This is a genomic window from Micromonospora eburnea (genome assembly GCF_900090225.1).
GTDB classification, from domain to species: Bacteria; Actinomycetota; Actinomycetes; order Mycobacteriales; family Micromonosporaceae; genus Micromonospora; species Micromonospora eburnea.
The window spans coordinates 2,409,157-2,424,417 of sequence record NZ_FMHY01000002.1 but is presented as its reverse complement, the minus strand read 5'-3'; the positions used below and the strand labels follow the sequence as shown (position 1 = coordinate 2,424,417).

At 71.0% G+C, this 15,261-nt stretch carries 15 protein-coding genes; 4 read left to right on the top strand and 11 right to left on the bottom strand.

All coding sequences use genetic code 11. From position 1 onward, the window contains the following. The first annotated feature begins 1 nt into the window (after position 1). On the top strand, positions 2 to 781 hold the full coding sequence (locus GA0070604_RS11400; protein ID WP_091127035.1) for a transposase family protein: 780 nt from the start codon (positions 2 to 4) through the stop codon (positions 779 to 781). A 53-nt stretch (positions 782 to 834) separates the two neighbouring features. On the opposite strand, the gene tvaA is transcribed toward GA0070604_RS11400, so the two are convergent. Beyond that, on the bottom strand, positions 835 to 1,062 hold the full coding sequence (tvaA, locus tag GA0070604_RS11395) for a thioviridamide family RiPP peptide (RefSeq protein ID WP_091117924.1): 228 nt from the start codon (positions 1,060 to 1,062) through the stop codon (positions 835 to 837). Between the two features lie 87 nt (positions 1,063 to 1,149). Continuing rightward, entirely contained in the window at positions 1,150 to 1,920 is a 771-nt protein-coding gene (locus tag GA0070604_RS11390) for an AfsR/SARP family transcriptional regulator (protein ID WP_167363434.1), read from the bottom strand. Between the two features lie 548 nt (positions 1,921 to 2,468). Between GA0070604_RS11390 and GA0070604_RS11385 the strand changes: the two genes are divergently transcribed. After that, entirely contained in the window at positions 2,469 to 3,332 is an 864-nt protein-coding gene (locus GA0070604_RS11385; RefSeq protein ID WP_091117922.1) for a hypothetical protein, read from the top strand. Positions 3,333 to 3,370: 38 nt separating this feature from the next. On the opposite strand, the gene GA0070604_RS11380 is transcribed toward GA0070604_RS11385, so the two are convergent. The 5 genes from GA0070604_RS11380 to GA0070604_RS11360 are packed head-to-tail and all read right to left on the bottom strand — an operon-like array spanning position 3,371 to position 6,383. After that, complete coding sequence (locus GA0070604_RS11380; RefSeq protein WP_091117921.1) at positions 3,371 to 4,060, bottom strand: hypothetical protein; 690 nt, start codon at positions 4,058 to 4,060, stop codon at positions 3,371 to 3,373. Between the two features lie 34 nt (positions 4,061 to 4,094). Then, positions 4,095 to 4,901, bottom strand: a complete 807-nt coding sequence (locus tag GA0070604_RS11375) for a hypothetical protein (protein WP_091117920.1) — start codon at positions 4,899 to 4,901, stop codon at positions 4,095 to 4,097. Positions 4,902 to 4,912: 11 nt separating this feature from the next. After that, the gene (locus tag GA0070604_RS11370; RefSeq protein WP_091117919.1) at positions 4,913 to 5,614 is read right to left on the bottom strand and encodes a WXG100 family type VII secretion target; all 702 of its coding nucleotides are present in this window, start codon (positions 5,612 to 5,614) and stop codon (positions 4,913 to 4,915) included. Then, positions 5,611 to 5,937: a hypothetical protein gene (locus tag GA0070604_RS11365; protein ID WP_091117918.1), complete on the bottom strand. Its 327-nt coding sequence runs from the start codon at positions 5,935 to 5,937 to the stop codon at positions 5,611 to 5,613. Before GA0070604_RS11365 ends, GA0070604_RS11370 begins: the two co-directional genes overlap by 4 nt. Continuing rightward, on the bottom strand, positions 5,934 to 6,383 hold the full coding sequence (locus tag GA0070604_RS11360) for a YbaB/EbfC family nucleoid-associated protein (RefSeq protein ID WP_208602020.1): 450 nt from the start codon (positions 6,381 to 6,383) through the stop codon (positions 5,934 to 5,936). The genes GA0070604_RS11365 and GA0070604_RS11360 overlap by 4 nt, the downstream gene beginning before the upstream one ends. 297 nt (positions 6,384 to 6,680) lie before the next feature. Between GA0070604_RS11360 and GA0070604_RS11355 the strand changes: the two genes are divergently transcribed. Next, positions 6,681 to 8,249 (top strand): amidohydrolase, encoded by a 1,569-nt coding sequence (locus GA0070604_RS11355; RefSeq protein ID WP_091117917.1) that lies wholly within the window; start codon positions 6,681 to 6,683, stop codon positions 8,247 to 8,249. Positions 8,250 to 8,287: 38 nt separating this feature from the next. Here the strand turns inward: GA0070604_RS11355 and GA0070604_RS11350 are convergent, their stop codons facing one another. The 4 genes from GA0070604_RS11350 to GA0070604_RS11335 all read right to left on the bottom strand — a co-directional run bounded on the left by GA0070604_RS11350 (position 8,288) and on the right by GA0070604_RS11335 (position 12,811). Further along, positions 8,288 to 11,167 (bottom strand): M48 family metallopeptidase, encoded by a 2,880-nt coding sequence (locus GA0070604_RS11350; RefSeq protein ID WP_091117916.1) that lies wholly within the window; start codon positions 11,165 to 11,167, stop codon positions 8,288 to 8,290. Between the two features lie 3 nt (positions 11,168 to 11,170). Beyond that, positions 11,171 to 11,665, bottom strand: a complete 495-nt coding sequence (locus tag GA0070604_RS11345; protein ID WP_091117915.1) for a hypothetical protein — start codon at positions 11,663 to 11,665, stop codon at positions 11,171 to 11,173. A gap of 116 nt (positions 11,666 to 11,781) precedes the next feature. Next, positions 11,782 to 12,240: an iron chaperone gene (locus tag GA0070604_RS11340; RefSeq protein WP_091117914.1), complete on the bottom strand. Its 459-nt coding sequence runs from the start codon at positions 12,238 to 12,240 to the stop codon at positions 11,782 to 11,784. 115 nt (positions 12,241 to 12,355) lie between these two features. After that, on the bottom strand, positions 12,356 to 12,811 hold the full coding sequence (locus GA0070604_RS11335; RefSeq protein WP_091117913.1) for a carboxymuconolactone decarboxylase family protein: 456 nt from the start codon (positions 12,809 to 12,811) through the stop codon (positions 12,356 to 12,358). A gap of 163 nt (positions 12,812 to 12,974) precedes the next feature. Between GA0070604_RS11335 and GA0070604_RS11330 the strand changes: the two genes are divergently transcribed. Then, complete coding sequence (locus tag GA0070604_RS11330) at positions 12,975 to 15,224, top strand: ATP-binding protein (protein ID WP_244161845.1); 2,250 nt, start codon at positions 12,975 to 12,977, stop codon at positions 15,222 to 15,224. Positions 15,225 to 15,261 lie beyond the last annotated feature (37 nt).

Here is a 15,261-nt window from a genome sequence, read left to right as displayed (position 1 = left end):
GGTGCAGGTGATCTCGGCAGCCCGCCAGGAGTGGATCTTCCCGTTCACCGGGTTGCAACCCGCCCAGTTCCGTCGCCTGGTCAGGCTGGTCGCCGAGCGTGGCGGTGACGCGATCGCCGATGGCCGGCCGGGCAGGCAGTGGTCGCTTGACCTTGCCGATCGGGTGTTGCTGGTGGCTGTGTACTGGCGGACGAACCTGACGATGCGGCAGATCGGTCCGCTGTTCGGAGTGTCGCACTCCGCCGCGCACCGGGTCATCGACAGCCTCGGCCCGCTGCTGGCCCTGGCCCCGGTACGCAGGCGTCGGGTCGACCAGATCGCCATCGTCGACGGCACCCTGGTCCCGACCCGGGACCACCGGCTGGCCGCCCCCAGCAAGAACTACCGCTACAGCACGAACCTGCAGGTCGCCATCGACGCTCACACCCGCCTCGTCGTCGCTCTCGGCGACCCGCAACCGGGCAACCGCAACGACACCATCGTCTACCGGACCAGTGGTATCGACCAGAAGTTGGCCGGACGGCCGGTCATGGCCGACGGCGCCTACCGCGGCAACCCCGACGTGATCATCCCGTACCGCAAACCCACCGACGGCAGCGAGCTACCCGAGTGGAAAGCCGACCTGAACAAGCAACACCGCACCGTCCGAGCGCAGGTCGAACACGCTCTGGCCCGTATGAAGTGCTTCAAGATCCTGCGCGACTACCGCCGTGCCGCCCACACATTGGCCGATGCTGCTTCGGGCATCGCCCATCTTCACAACATCATCCTCGCCGGGTGACACACCACCGTTGCCAGGCAACGCCTTCACCGAGTTACGAGACGTCCTTTAGGTCAGCAGTGGGTCGCAGGCGTGACGACGACGGAGACAAAGGTTCCCTGAACACCCTCGTCCGGGTTCATCCCGACCTGCTCCTCGAGGAACTTCTGGAGTTCCTCCGAGGAGACCCCGGCCAGCTCGCTGAACGACGCGTCGATCGAGTCGACCGCGGCTGCCGTGTTCGACTCATCAGCCTGGATCTGACTGATGAGCTCCTCGATGTTCTGAGCGGGTGCAGTCATTCTTCCTCCCATTCACGGATCCGCCCCAGGGTGGGTCGGCGAAACGCATCCTGGCACGGCATCGCATGGCGAACGCGTCGTCGCTCGCTACACCGATTCGTCGTCGCGGTCCAGAATTGACCTGTACAATTGCTGGAGCATGGGGCCGGGCTGCACCCCGAGATTGCGGTCCAAAACCCGCCAGTACTCCTTGTACGCATTCAGGGCCCCACCGATGTCGCCCGAGCGGTAGTGGGCGCGCATCAGCTGCGCCCAGAGCCCCTCCCGCATCTGGTGCTCCGTCAGCAGGCCCCGGATCTCCGGGATCAGGAGCCGGTGTTCCCCGAGGCGGAGTTGGAGCGACAGCAGGTCCTCCTGGGCCACCAGCCGAAGCTGGTTGAGCGCGTCGAGCTGCGCCCGCAGGGAATCCGCCACCGCCAGATCGGCGTGGCCGGCATCGCCCCGCCACAGTCCCAACGCGAGTCGCAGCATTGCCGCGGCCCTGGCCACCGCTCCGGCCCGCGCCTCCTCGCCCGCACGCCGAACCAGGCGCACGAAGACATCGGCGTCCAGTTCCATGGGCTCCACGCGCAGGCTGTACGAACCACCATCCGACGGCCCGCACCGTTTGACCGACGAGAGCCTCGACACTCCCAGGTCGGCAAGGTCGAGCGCCTTCCGCACACGCGCCACATAGGACCGGATGTTCGAGCGCGCCGAGTCCGGCGGGGTGTCCCACAACAGTTGGCTCATCTGCGCCTGGGTCACGAACCGGTTGGCCCGTAACAGCAGGACGGCGAGTGTGCCCCGGGCCTTGTTCTCCGAGAGCCTCCGCTCGACGCTCTCGTCACGGCTCGGATCAGCACTCCAGATCACCACGGGGCCGAGAAGGCCGAACCGCAGAGCGGACGAGTAACTGTCCCAGGCGGCCGGTCTAGCATTCCGCTCAGTTGTTGCCCTACGCCCGAGCTCGGGTGGTAACGCTATTCTTTGCCGATACACGCGACTCCCCCGTCATTAGTCGGTGCGGCCAGCGTGGCTGATACGGACTGTGCGTGCAGAGCATCAGCGCCGGCCCTGTGTAGAGACCTTTTTCGTCACCATCTCCCCATGATGGCGACGGGGTGACAATCCGCCGGAGCACGCACAGCATGGCGACGAAATTGCGGCCGGACAACGGATGAGTCATGTTCCGAACGGATTCGAACGAACCCGAACGCAACAGGCCGCTGCCGCCGGAGAAGGCGGGCAGTTAACGTCCAATCCCCCCGGATCGGATTATCCCGTACGGCTCGCCGAGGTGGCCGCGTCCGCCGAGGGCGGCATGCCGGGCTGGGCCAGGACGCCGACTGCTGCTGGCGGGAGTCGCTGTCGTCCCAGGCCGATGGTATGAATGCAGCGTGGCGTCGTCGCAGAACCTAGACCCGATGGGCAACGTCCGCGCTCTGGTCGAGGACGCGTTGCCGGTTCGCCTCCCGGGAGCGCGCGTCGCGGCGGACAGCGATGAGGTCATCGTCGCCGTGCCGGGCGGTCGGGCCCGGGTGTCCCTGGTCCCGCTGCTGCGTCGCTGCCAGGATCAGCCCCGCCAGACGTGGCCCGAGCTGGTGGCCGACTGGGTCTCGGCGGTTCGCCGGGAGTTGCCGGACCACGTCTCCGCCGAACTCGGGCCGGCCGATGTGGAGCAGCTCCGGCTGCGGCTCGTCCCGGCGGCTGCGGCCACCGAGGCCGACGACTACCTGGCGATGCCGTTCGGTGCGCAGTTCACCGCGGTGGTGGTGGTGAACCGGCCCGAGCGTCTGGACCTGCTGACCCTCGCCCAGGCGGCGCGGCTGGGCCGTGATCCCGAAGAGCTGGTTCGCCTCGCCGTACGCCAGACCGTGGAGCGCGAACTGGTCTCCCTCGACGTACGGGATCATGAGCTGCCCACCGGTGGATCGGTTCGCCTGCTCGCCTCGGACGGCAACCCGTTCGTCACGACCGCCCTCATGTCCGTCAAGCGGTTCCTGCCCGACGGGGCCGACAACGGCGCGCTGATCGCGGCGCCGCAGTACAGCGCGGTGATGCTGCACCGCGTGGTCGGCCGCGTGCAGGACAGCGCCGTGGCCCTGCACCGCCTGGCCAACTCCATGTTCACGGCAGCCGCCGATCCCTGCACCGACCAGCTCTTCTGGTGGCACGGCGGCGAGTTCCACCCGGTACGCGTCGTGGCGGGAGAATCCGCCGGGGCCGTGCAGGTACGGGTGCCCGAGGCGTTGGCGCCGGTGGTGGAGCGGTTGGACCACGGTCACTGAGCGGGCCAGGTCGACGGGAGCGCATCCGGTGCGGCGGCCTACGGGGTGAGCGTTTTGTCGAGCTTCTGGGCGGCCAGTGCCTGATCCCGTTGCTCGGCCAGGAACCGGAGAGCCGCCTCGCGTTCTCCCTCGTGCCATTCCTGGGTGAGCCGCTCGTAGAACGTGGCCTGCTCCACCAGTTGCCGGGCCCCCTTGCCGGAGGTCTCGCGGGCTCGGTCGTGACACAGCTCGGCGAGCTGTGTCGCGGGCTCGACGGGCGACGCCGTGCCGTTGACCACCCGCCAACCCGGTAGCTGGTGCCAGTGCGTGCGGCGCCGGCGCGGATCTTGGGCGAAGTCCCGCTCGGCCACGTCGGCGAGGCGCGCGGGAGGCCAACCGTCGATCTTCTCCAGGCCGGCATCGAGCACGAACTGCCGTGTCTGACCGGCCGCCGCGTCGGACAGCAGGTCGATGGTCGACGGCCCCGATCGAACCTCGTCCATCCGGACGCCATAGGTCATGACCCAGCTGACGAAGGGTGCCACGAGCGGCTGCACGCCGGCGGAAACCCAGCCCACGGGCCGGGTTGGCGAGCCGGAGTATCCGATCCAGGCCAGGGACCAGCCCAGTGGCTCGCGTGCCAGCACGCTGCCGAGCCCGGTGCCGCGGAGGAACCACTCTCCCGGCAGCTCGGGCCGCAGCTCGGACAGGATCTGCCGCCACCGCCGTGCCTTGTCAGCAGAGGACATACGTACCTTTCGCAGGTCGGTGCCCGGGCCCGGGTCAGTCTACGCTCAGCGGTCGCTGCGTCGGCCGTAGCTCCTCCGGCAGGTTGGGCAGGTCGAGCGTTCGCTGCACCTTGTTGGCCCAGCTCGGCTCGATGCCGGTCTTCAGGCCGGTCTTGAGGTCGTAGGCATGCGCGACCTCCCAGTCGAGCTCGTCGGTGACGGAGTCCTTGTACTGCCGCTCGAGGATGACGTCCGGCCGGAAGTCCTGGTCCTTGATCCTCGGCGTCTCGACACCCTGGGCGTCGTAGCCGACCTCGGCGCGTAGCCGGAAGCCTGTCTCCGGGTCGAGGATGGTGTTCCCCTCGGCGTCGATCGCGTTGGCGAGGTGACGGTGGGACTCGGTGCCCAGCGCCGTACGTTCCACGATCAGGTCCGCCACATCCTCGGGGTAGCCCTTCTCCAGGAGCTTCTCCCGCTGCCGCTGGTAGCCCTCCTGCTGAAGAATCGAGTCCCGGTTCTGGTCGACGTGGTCCCACGCGTCGTCGGCCATGTCCTGGAGCTTGCCGGCGATCTGCTGGCGGGCCTTGGCGATCTCCTCCAGGGTCTGTGGGTCGTGCTTGCCCAGCTCGGGGTCGTTCTTCGGGCCGTCGCTCTCCGAACCGGCGGGCTTGCCGTCCTGGGAGCGCGGTCCGCCGGGCCGGCCGCCCTCCGCGGCCTCGGTGACGGCCCGGTGGGTCTCGGCGACGGTGGTGGGTCTGCCGTGCGAGCCGCCACCCCGTTGCCGCGGCACACCGCTGTTGTCGCCGCCGTCACCGCCGTCGCCGTCGCCGGGGCGGCCGTGCGGTCCTTTGGGTTTCGCCACGATCCCCCCGCTCAGCCGTTGATGAGCTTGGACAGGTTGGTCAGGCTGGTGACGAGCGCGGTGGTGTAGCTCAGGATGCGGCCCGCCCACTTCAGCACCGCGGCGGTGATCTGCGCGGCGATCACCGGGATGGTGACCACGAAGATCGCCTCGACCGCCCAGACGATCACTCGGGCGACCAGGTCCGCGATGAGGTCACGGACGATGTCGCGGGTGAAGGAGACCAGGTTCCCCGCAGCCTGGGTGGCGGCCGCCATCGCCGCGGCCGCGCCCCCCAGGCCCGCGACCGCGTCGACGTTGTTCTTCATCAGCGACTGGTACGCCTCGGCGGCGTGACCCCGCCAGTCCGGCAGGTCCCCGGACAGGTGCGCCTGCAGGTCGGCCGCCATCCGCTGCAGATGGCCGGCCATGTTGTCCCAGGTCGCCGCGTGCGACGCGACCACGTCGGGCATGCCGGTCAGCCAGTCGAGCATCTCCCGCAGCGGCTCGAAGTATTCCATCGCCCAACCGAGGCCGTTGGCCAGCAACGCGCTGAACGGGTCCAGCACCGTCGCGGCCACATCCAGCCCGAGGGACGCCCCGGCGAGCAGGTCGTCCACCCAGCCCTCACTGCGGATCGCGTCGACCAGGCCCTCGACCCCGTCGGCCAGCGACGAGCCGGTCCACACCTCACGGGTGGACCGGACGTCCGCGACCAGCGACTCGTCGGTCACGCGCTCAACCGCCTGCTGATCGTGCTCATCGAGCCAGCCACGTCACTGTCGACGCCGCCGTAGTTGTCGGCGGTGCGGCGCAGACCGTCCGCGACCAACCGCAGGTTCTCGTCGACGTACGCGACCAGCTCGTCCTGGCGGACGTGCCGGTCCTCCAGAATCGCCGAGATCCAACCGCAGAGCAGCCCGTACGCCTGGTCGTCCTGCGCGATGTGGGTGCTCGCGCCGCGGACCGCCTCGAACCGGGAGCGCAACGCCTCGATGGCCGCGGCGTGCGCGCGGATCTGCTCGGGGTCGGCTGTCCAGCCGGCTGCGCCGCTCATCCTCGCCAGCCGTGGCCGTCGTACGAGCCGGGCTCGCCCGACCCGGGTTCCGGATCGGGGCGCAGTTGCCTGTCCACCCGCTCGGCGATCGCCCGCGCGGCCGCCGACTCGGTACCGACGGTATCCGCGATGATCTGCCGCGACCGCTCGGCCAGTTGCCCCTTCGCCCGCCGGATCGCGGTCATGACCGCCTGGGCCACCACCTCGGGCGAGACCCGTTGAATCTGCCGGCCCAGGCGCAGGTCCAACAGCGCGCCGGTGGAGTCGACCGTGACCTCGGCCAGCCCGCTGTCGTCCGCGACCGTGACCCGTAGGTCCTGCAGGCGATCACTCATCACCTTCGTGTCGGCGGCGAGCTTGTCGATGCGCCCCTTCCAGGCCCGCATCTGCTCCATGGCGCCATCCGGGTCCAGGACACCGTCCCCACCCAGAGTCTCGCTCTCCATGCGCCTCCTCCGGGTAGCCCGGATCCTGTGGAGACTGTCGATTTCCCAGCCCCTCGTCGGAGCAGCGTCGATTGTAGAGCACCCACTCACCGTCGTCGGCGTGCTGACCGTACCGATGGCGACCTGCCCGGACCTCAGCGGCCCGTCGCATACGTTCCCGGCAGCCGGCCGGGGACGCGGCGCCGCCCACCCGACGGCCGAACGTTCATGATCGGCATTTGCGACGCGACGCTTCCATCTTCTGTCCCGGGCTCCTACTGTGATGGATCGCCGCCCCTCGAGAACGGTGAGAGTCACATGAGTATTCGCGTGTACCGCAACGCCGCCATCCACACGGGAGACGGCGGCAACCCGCTGGCCGAGGCCATGGCCGTGGACGGCGACCGCCTCCTGGCCGTCGGCAGGGAGGCGGAGGTACGCGCGGCCGCGGGCAGGGGAGCGGAGCTGATCGACCTGGAGGGTGCCGCGGTGCTCCCCGGGCTCTACGACGCCCACATCCACACCGCGCAGTACGCGCAGAGCCTGGGCGCCGTCGACCTTCGGGACGCGCGCAGCCTGGACGAGGCCCTCGCCATGGTGGCCGAGCACGCAGCGCGGCTGCGGCCGGGCGCCTGGCTGTTCGGCGGCCGGTGGAACAGCAACACCTGGGATCCGCCCGCGCGGCCGGACAGGTACGCGCTGGACTCCGTCTGCCCCGAACTGCCGGTCGTGTTGCCCAGCGTGGACGGCCACACCGTATGGGCCAACTCCGCGGCCCTGCGGCTGGCCGGCATCGACGCGAGCACTCCCGACCCGGTGGGCGGCGAGATCGTCAGGGACGCGAGCGGGGAGCCGACCGGCCTCCTCCGCGAGGCGGCCTCGGACCCGCTGCGCGACCTCATGGTCTCCCCCGACCTGCGCAGTCTGCTGCGCGCCGCCCAGGAGGAATTGCTCGCGCTCGGCCTGACCAGCGTGCACGACATCGACGGCGAGGACTGCCGGGCCGCCTACCTGGCCATGCGCGACGCCGGCGAGCTGAAGCTGCGCGTCCACAAGGCAATCCCCATGGTTCACCTGGATACGGCCATCGCCGAGGGCCGCCGCACCGGGCAGGGCGACGACTGGTTCCGCACCGGGCCCGTGAAGATCTTCAGCGACGGGGCGCTCGGCTCGCACAGCTGCCACATGAGCAAATCCTTCGCCGGCGAACAGGGCAACGTCGGCATCGCGGTCACGCCGTACGAGGATCTGGTCAGGCTGTTCGCCAGGGCCGCGGGTGCCGGCATCGCGGTGGCCACGCACGCCATCGGCGACCGAGCCAACCACCTGGTCATCGACGCCTACGAGGCGCTCGGCCGTACGCCGGGGCTGCGGCACCGCATCGAGCACGCGCAGCACCTGCGGCCCTCCGACCTGGCCAGGATGTCCAGGCTGGGCATCGTCGCCTCGATGCAGCCGGTGCACTGCACCAGCGATATCGATCTGGTCGACTCCCTGCTGGCCGGCCACGAGTTGGCCTCCTACGCCTGGCGGGGCATGCTGAACGCCGGTGTCACGTTGGCCTTCGGCTCCGACGCCCCCGTCGAAAGCCCCGACCCCTTCGCCGCGCTGTACGCCGCGGTGACCCGCGCCCGCCCCGACGGCACCCCCGTCGGTGGCTGGCAGCCTGAGCAGCGGCTGAGCATGGCCGAGGCGATCAGCGCCCACACCCTGGGCGCGGCCTGCGCGGCGGGCGAGGGTGACCGCAAGGGGGTTCTCGCGCCCGGCAAACTCGCCGACTTCATCGCGGTGGACACCGATCCCTACCGGGAGTCGCCGGACGCGGTGCTGCGCACCAAGGTCATCACGACTGTCGTCGGCGGCGAAGTCCGCTGGCAGCGAACCTGAGGAACGAATGGTTCCGATGCCAGAACGCGATGTCGGGTTCACAGCCCGCCCGCACGGATCAAGGCGTCGATACGATCATCGATGGCGTGGCTGGTGTCCTGGGCGGTGGCGAGCCGGCGCATGGCGGCGTTGAAGCTGTCGGCGTCGTCCGCGTCGAGGGACCGCTGGCAGTCCGTCCCACCCAGTACGGCGTTCTCGTAGAAGCTCTCCCACAGCTCTTCGGCTTTCGGGTCGGGGACGCGGAAGAAGCGGTACGCGGCGCGGGCATCGTCCGCGATGTCGACACACAGCGGGCGGACGCTGTCCAGGTCGGTGATGTACTTCCCGGCGTTGACCTCGGCCGTGACCATCGCGAACAGGTCGCGGCGATGGTGGTAGAAGCGGTCCATCAGCCGGCCACCGCCACGGTCACGCCACGCCTCCACCTGCAACGCTCTCGACAGGGCCGACACCGGGGCGTCCTCGTCCACGACGGCTCCCCCGTTACGGGCAACCCGCTGGACGTCCGCGGGTGCGGGTATGCGGGAGGCCTGCGGCGACCGCTGGACGGCGGCCACGGTGGCCAGCGCCAGCACGGCCGCGACCAGGGCCAGCGCGCAGGCCCGGCCGAGCACCGCCGATGCCGGCGAACCCGGCCGTGCCGGTCCGGTCGCTCGCGTCGATCCGGGCCGCCTCGTGGCACGTGCCCCCGGCAGGGCGACCACGCCCGCCACCAGCACCGTGAACGGGGCGGCGGGAACGAGGGCGCTGGTGAACAGCTGCTTCGCCACGGCGAGGTTCCAGGAGCACGATTCGGCGCCGATGGCCAGCGCGGGCACACATCCATCGGCGGCGCGCAACGCGACGACGGCGGCGAAGCTGAGCAGGGTGGCGCCGCCCGCACCGATCAGCGCGGCCGGCAGCCGGTGCGCCGGCACCGCCGCCCGACCGGCGTACGCCGCCAGCGCGGCCGAGACCAGCAGGACCAGGATCATCCCGGCCGTGGTCGCCACCAGGAAGGTGGTGGGCGAGGACTCGACCTGCTTGCGCGCGTGCAGCCAGGCCAACACCGCCACCGCCGTGGCGCCACCGCACGCGCCGCCGATCAGGACCGGGACAAGGACCCGGCGCAGGCTCGGCAGCGGTGGGCCGAGCGGGGCGTGGCCGCCGCCGGACGCCGCGTCGCGCAGCCAGCGGGGTGGGCCGACGCCGGGGCGTGACAACCACGCCAGCAACGGCACGACCCACAGGCCGGCAACCGCCAGCAGGGCCAGCGGCGCGTTGGCCACGACACCCGCCACAGTCATGATCGCCACGACGAGCACGTCGAGCCACGAGACGGACGGTGGGGCCGACTCTCGGCCCACCACCGGGGACGCCAGGTAGTTCCGGACATCGGCGATGTCGATCGACCACCCTGCCGCGAACGCGACACCCTGGGTGTGCCACCAGAGCAACCAGAGCGACAGTGCCAGGGCCGCGGTGAACACGTTCAACAGCGCCACCGGCCGCAGCGACCGTCCGCGCCAGGCGCCCACCCACAACCGTGCGCACCGGGTCAGCCACCAGGTGAACGCCATCCCGGCCAGCACGACGAGCACCAGCAACCACGGTCTGGCGGGCAGCCAGTCGTTGACCGTCCCCTGGCCCGCGGCCACCCCGCCCGCCGCCATGCCGAGCCCGAGCCACAGACCCGCTCGCGCGCTGGACGGAGCCGGCTGGCCGGTCAGCGCCGCGTACACCACGGCACGCCACAGCGCGATGCCCACCACGCCCGCGACCAGACCGGCCGAGAGCAGCGCCGCCACGTGCTGTGCCCATACGGCCAACAGGATGTACTGGGTCAGGGCGTACATCACGTGGGTGTGCGTGATCGCCGCGGTCATGCCGGTCAGCACCAGCGGAAGCGCGCGGACGCCGAAGAGCACGGCGGGGTCGGTCAGCGCGGTCCGCCGGGTGTCCCATCGTGGGTGCAGCCGCCACAGTTCGACGAACCAGCGCAGCGCGCGCCGCCCACGGCCGGTGACCGGCGGGGGGCTCGCCGCGGACCAGCCCGCCGGATCGGCGCCCCAGCGCACGGCGGCGAGGTCGGCGTAGATTTCCCGGCTGCGCAGCACGTCCAACCGGGCCAGATAGACCAGTACGGTGAGCAGACCGGTGATCAGCAGGCCGCGAGCGACGATCGGCGCCTCGCTGGACCACACCACCGAGTCCGAGGCGCCCCGGAACATCCAGGCGCACCAGGCCAGAAAGGGTGGCAGGGCGACCACGGCGTACACCCGCCACATGGCCACGGTCAGGTAGGTGATCGTCACGTCCCGGTTGGCGATGTGGGCGAGTTCGTGCAGGAGGATCGCCCGGAACCGGCGCGGATCAGTCACCCGCCTGGCGACCAGGCCGCCGTCCAGGCGCACCGTCGCCCGCCCGGACCGGCCGAACACGACCGCCCCGGTCGATGCCACCATGGCCGGGTCGACCACCACCCGGGGCGGACGGGCCAGGCCCGCGACCGTGGCCAGCTCGGCCACCGTGGCCGCGATCTCACCGTCGGGGTCCATCGCGGCCAGCGGCACCACCCGGCCACGGCGGGCCTTCCACGCCGGCAACACCCAGAACAGTCCGGCCGTGAACAGCGCCAGGATCGCCCACCAGCCGGCCAGCACCCACCACGGCGGCGGCGCGGCGTAGCGCTTGGTGCAGTCGAAGTACGCCTCCCACTGGAGCGCGCGTTTCGCTATCACCGCCGCCGCCGGGTCGCTGTCCGGGGCCACCCCGGCCGCCAACGAACAACCGAAACCGTCGTACGTGGACAGCGCGATGGCCACGTAGAGCACCATCAGGCTGCTGCTCGCCACCAGCAGGGCGACCAGGAGCGCGAACCTCGCCGTCGTGCCCGCTCCCAACGCGCGCTCGTCGACGCGGGACGAGGCGCTCTCCATCGGCTAGCTCGCCGGACTCGGCCCGACCGGGCTGGCGGCGGGGTCCGGATCGGCACCTCGGGCCAGCCTGCGGATGATCACGTCAACGACCTGCTCCGCGGTCCATTCCTCCGACTCCGGCTGCTGCATCTGGTCGAGCAGGTCTCGGCGGAGCTCGGCGAGTTGATCCTCGGTCAGCGACGGGATGGTGGCGGGCGGGCGGCTGCCACGCCGGAACCGGCGTAGCAGCCCCCTGGCCTTGCGGGTGGTGCCGGCGACCGCGGCATCCGCGAACCGCTCCGCCACCTGGTCGAGCACCAGCCAGACCACCGGCGTCAACAGACCGACGACCTCGCCCCAGCCGAAGCCGAGCGGCTCACGTCGCGGCTTGGCTCGGCGCAGTCTTCGTACGACGGAGTCGTCGTCGTACACCGCCAACCCGTCCACCAGCGGCAACTCCTCCGGGGCAAGCTCCGCCACCACGTCCCGTACGACATCCCGCACCGCGACCAACGCCACCGCTCCTCCTCGGTATGCACCCCTGCCGCCAAGTAAAGGCCATTTGAGCAACCTCGCCGCTACGCCGTGTCACTCAGCAGGTCCGGTGAGCCGTTCCGGGGGCGTACGGCCGGTCCTCAGCTCACCGCCTGCCGCACGAGCGCGCCGATCCTCGCCTCGTCGTCGACGGTCAGTTCGGCCAGGGCGTACGAGGTCGGCCAGATGGTGCCCTGGTCGAGGTTCGCCTCGTCACTGAAGCCGAGCGTTGCGTACCGCGTCTTGAACTTCGCCGCCGGCTGGAAGTGGCAGACCACCTTGCCGTCGCGGGCGTACGCGGGCATGCCGTACCACAGCTTGGGCGTGAGGACCGGTGCGTTGGCCTTGATCACGGCGTGCAACCGCTCGGCGATCACCCGGTCGGGCTCCGGCATCTCGGCGATCTTCGCGAGCACCTCGCTCTCCGTGTCGGCCTTCGCGCCCCGCCGAGCCCTCGACTTCAGCTCCCTGGCGCGCTCCTTCATCGCGTCGCGCTCCTCCTCGGTGAAACCGTCGTACTTCTTGGCGTTCGCGGCGGTGGTCTTCGTGGTGGTCGGCATGGCAGGTTCCTCTTTCTGTGGCGGGTGACTTCGTGCGGTGTCGGTCGGTGGCCCCTGCCCCGGGGCCGGGCGTTTCAGCCGTGATCGATCTCGGCGGTGACGATCAGGAGCGATGTCACCATTTGCCCGCCTGCTGACGGGTCGGCGCGTTGAGCCGGTTGAAGGCGTTGGTGATCGCGATGTTGAGCAGCAGCGCGGCCAGCTCCTTCTGGTCGAAGTGCTTGGCGGCCAGGTCCCACACCGGGTCCGGCACCGGGTCCGGCCGGTCGGCGAGCCGGGTCACGGCCTCGGTCAGGGCCAGCGCGGCGCGCTCCTCGTCGTTGAACCATGGCGTCTCCCGCCACGCGGCAACGGCGTGCACCTGGTCTGCGGTCACGCCGTGCTGGCGGGCCTGGTGGACGCCCCCGGCGACACAGGGGCCGCAGCCGTTGATCTGGCTCGCCCGCAGGTGGGTCAGCGCCAGCAGCTTGCCGTCCACTCCGGCGCCCGCGATGGCCCGGTTGACCCCCATCAGGGCCTCCATCGCCTCGGGGATCAGAACGGCCGGGTTCGGCATGCGCTCGGTCGACATCGCTTCTCCTTGGTCGCAGGTGTTTCTGACAGGAGTCATCCGACCATCGGCGGGCCGGGGCCCGCGTGACCCGTGGGACACCGTGGGACACGTAGAAGCCGGTTGAGCAGCGCAAACACTTCGTCGATCCGGCCCGGCGGAGCGGGACGGTACGGTGTTGCACGTGTCCAGCCCCCAGGAGCGACTGGTGGCTCAGCTCGCCCGGATCAAGGAGCTGAGCGGGCTCAGCCTGCGCGCTCTCGCCCGCCAGACCGGTCTGAGCAGTTCCTCGCTGTCCCGGTACCTGACCGGTCAGCTCGTGCCGCCGTGGGAGGCCGTCGTGGCGCTGTGCCGGGCCGTGGGACGCGACCCCCGGCCACTGCGCGCGGTGTGGGCCGAGGCATCCAGGGCCGGCGCGGCGCCCGCCCCGCGCCGCAACGACCTGCCCGCCGACCTGTTCGACTTCACCGGCCGAGAGCCGGAGTCCGCGCTGGTCGAAGAGCTGCTGAACACCGCCGGCACGGTCGCGATCGACGGCATGGCGGGCGTGGGTAAGACCAGCCTCGCCGTACATGTGGCCCATCGGCTCGCCACGGCGTATCCGGACGGCGGGCTCTACCTCGACCTGCACGGCTTCACCCCGGGCCAGGAACCGCTGGAGCCGCACGCCGCGCTGGGCCGGCTACTGGGCGCGTTGGACGTCACGCACCCCCCGGCCGGCACCACCGAACGCGCGGCGCTCTGGCGGTCGGAGCTGTCCCGCCGGCGGGTTCTCGTCGTGCTCGACAACGCGGTCGACGCGGATCAGGTACGCCCGCTGCTCCCCGGCGCGGGGAAGTCCGCGGTCCTGGTCACCAGCCGCCACCGGCTGGTCAGCCTGGACGGGGTGCCGCCGGTGTCCCTGGAGCCGCTGACCAACGCCGACGCGGCACGCCTGTTCGGCCGGGCGGCCGGGCTCGCGCCCACCGACGAGGAAGCGGTCAGCCAGGTGCTCGGGCAGTGCGGTGGGCTCCCGCTGGCGTTGCGGATGGCGGGCGCACGGCTCCGCCACCGCCCCGGCTGGACGGTGGCGGTGCTGGCCGAGCGGCTGCGTGCCACCCCCAGCCGCTTCGACTCGGCGTTCAGCATGTCGCTCCGACAGCTCGACGCGGTCCAGCGCCGCATGTTCCGGCTGCTGGGCGTCCTGCCGGGTGCCGACTTCGACGCGGCGGTGGCGGGCGCGCTCGCCGACCTGCCACCCGACCGGGTCGGCGCGGCGCTGGAGGAACTGGTCGACGCCCACCTGGTCCAGGAGCCCTCGCCCGGGCGGTACCGGATGCACGACCTGATCCGGCAGTACGCGGCGGACCTCGCCGCCGACGAGGAACCGCAGGCCGAGGCAGCACTGCGCCGGGTCCTGGGGCACTACCTGGCGCAGGCTGTCGCCCACGACCAGGCACTGCCCTCGCCGTACCGCAAGGAACCCTCGCCCGGCGATCCGGCGAAGGCCATGGCCTGGTTCGACCTCGAGTACGTCAACCTGGTGGCCTGTTTCGACGCCGCCGTGCGGCTCGGCGTGGACGAGGTGGTGGCCGAACTGCCGCAGGCCATGCGGGTCTGGTTCTTCCGGCACCGCGGTACCGACGACCAGGCGCGTCTGCTCGAAGCCGCCGCGGCCGCCGCGGCACGTCTCGGCCGGAGCCAGCAGCGGGCTTCGCTGCTCGCGGACCTCGGCTACGCCCGTGCCGCCGCCGGACGCCTCGCCGAGGCGCTGTCCGCCTACGAGTTGGCCGAGCAGTCCGGTCCGGACGACGACGGACTCAGAGCGGGTCTGGCGCTGCGCATCGGCTTCGTGCGCCGGGATCTCGGCGAACTCGAAGCGGCACAGGCGCAGTTCCGGCGGGCACGCGAGCTGTTCGAGAAGATCGGAAGCCAGGCCGGGCGATCACAGGCGCTGGCCTTCGACGGGTGGGTGGCACTTCACCTCGGGCGGCACAGCGAGGCCGTCGAACTCGCCCGGGCATCCGTCGCCCTGGCCGACGGGCCCGCCCAGATCACCGGGCTGGTCACCCTCGGCGTCGCACTGGCATCGCACGACCCGGCGGAGTCGCTACGAACGCTGCATGAGGCGTTGCGGCTGTCCGAGCGGAACAATCTCCAACACAACCAGGCGTGGTGCCACAACTATCTCGGTGTGGCGCTGCGGATCATGGGTTCACCCGAGAAGGCGCTCGAACACCACCAGCGCGCCTTCGAACTGCTGGAACCGCTGGCCGAGGTACAGCTGGAGATCGACGTACTGCACACCTACGCCGAGACGTGCCGCGCGACGGGCCGCTACGACGAGGCGCTGGCGCTGCTCGACCGGATCATCAAGCTCGCCGGTGAGCTGGGTCGGCCGCACGACGAGAGGCTCGCCCGCGCGGCGCGGGAGACCGTACCCGCCGCCTGCTGAGCCATCCGTCCTCCGCGGCCCTCGCTCGACCTGATCG

Coding starts and splice junctions, on each gene's coding strand:
- GA0070604_RS11340 (WP_091117914.1), bottom strand. CDS start 12,240: ATGCCGACCACCACGAAGACCACCGCCGCGAACGCCAAGAAGTACGAC.
- GA0070604_RS11380 (WP_091117921.1), bottom strand. CDS start 4,060: ATGTCCTCTGCTGACAAGGCACGGCGGTGGCGGCAGATCCTGTCCGAG.
- tvaA (WP_091117924.1), bottom strand. CDS start 1,062: ATGACTGCACCCGCTCAGAACATCGAGGAGCTCATCAGTCAGATCCAG.
- GA0070604_RS11365 (WP_091117918.1), bottom strand. CDS start 5,937: ATGAGCGGCGCAGCCGGCTGGACAGCCGACCCCGAGCAGATCCGCGCG.
- GA0070604_RS11350 (WP_091117916.1), bottom strand. CDS start 11,167: ATGGAGAGCGCCTCGTCCCGCGTCGACGAGCGCGCGTTGGGAGCGGGC.
- GA0070604_RS11385 (WP_091117922.1), top strand. CDS start 2,469: ATGGGCAACGTCCGCGCTCTGGTCGAGGACGCGTTGCCGGTTCGCCTC.
- GA0070604_RS11355 (WP_091117917.1), top strand. CDS start 6,681: ATGAGTATTCGCGTGTACCGCAACGCCGCCATCCACACGGGAGACGGC.
- GA0070604_RS11360 (WP_208602020.1), bottom strand. CDS start 6,383: ATGGAGAGCGAGACTCTGGGTGGGGACGGTGTCCTGGACCCGGATGGC.
- GA0070604_RS11335 (WP_091117913.1), bottom strand. CDS start 12,811: ATGTCGACCGAGCGCATGCCGAACCCGGCCGTTCTGATCCCCGAGGCG.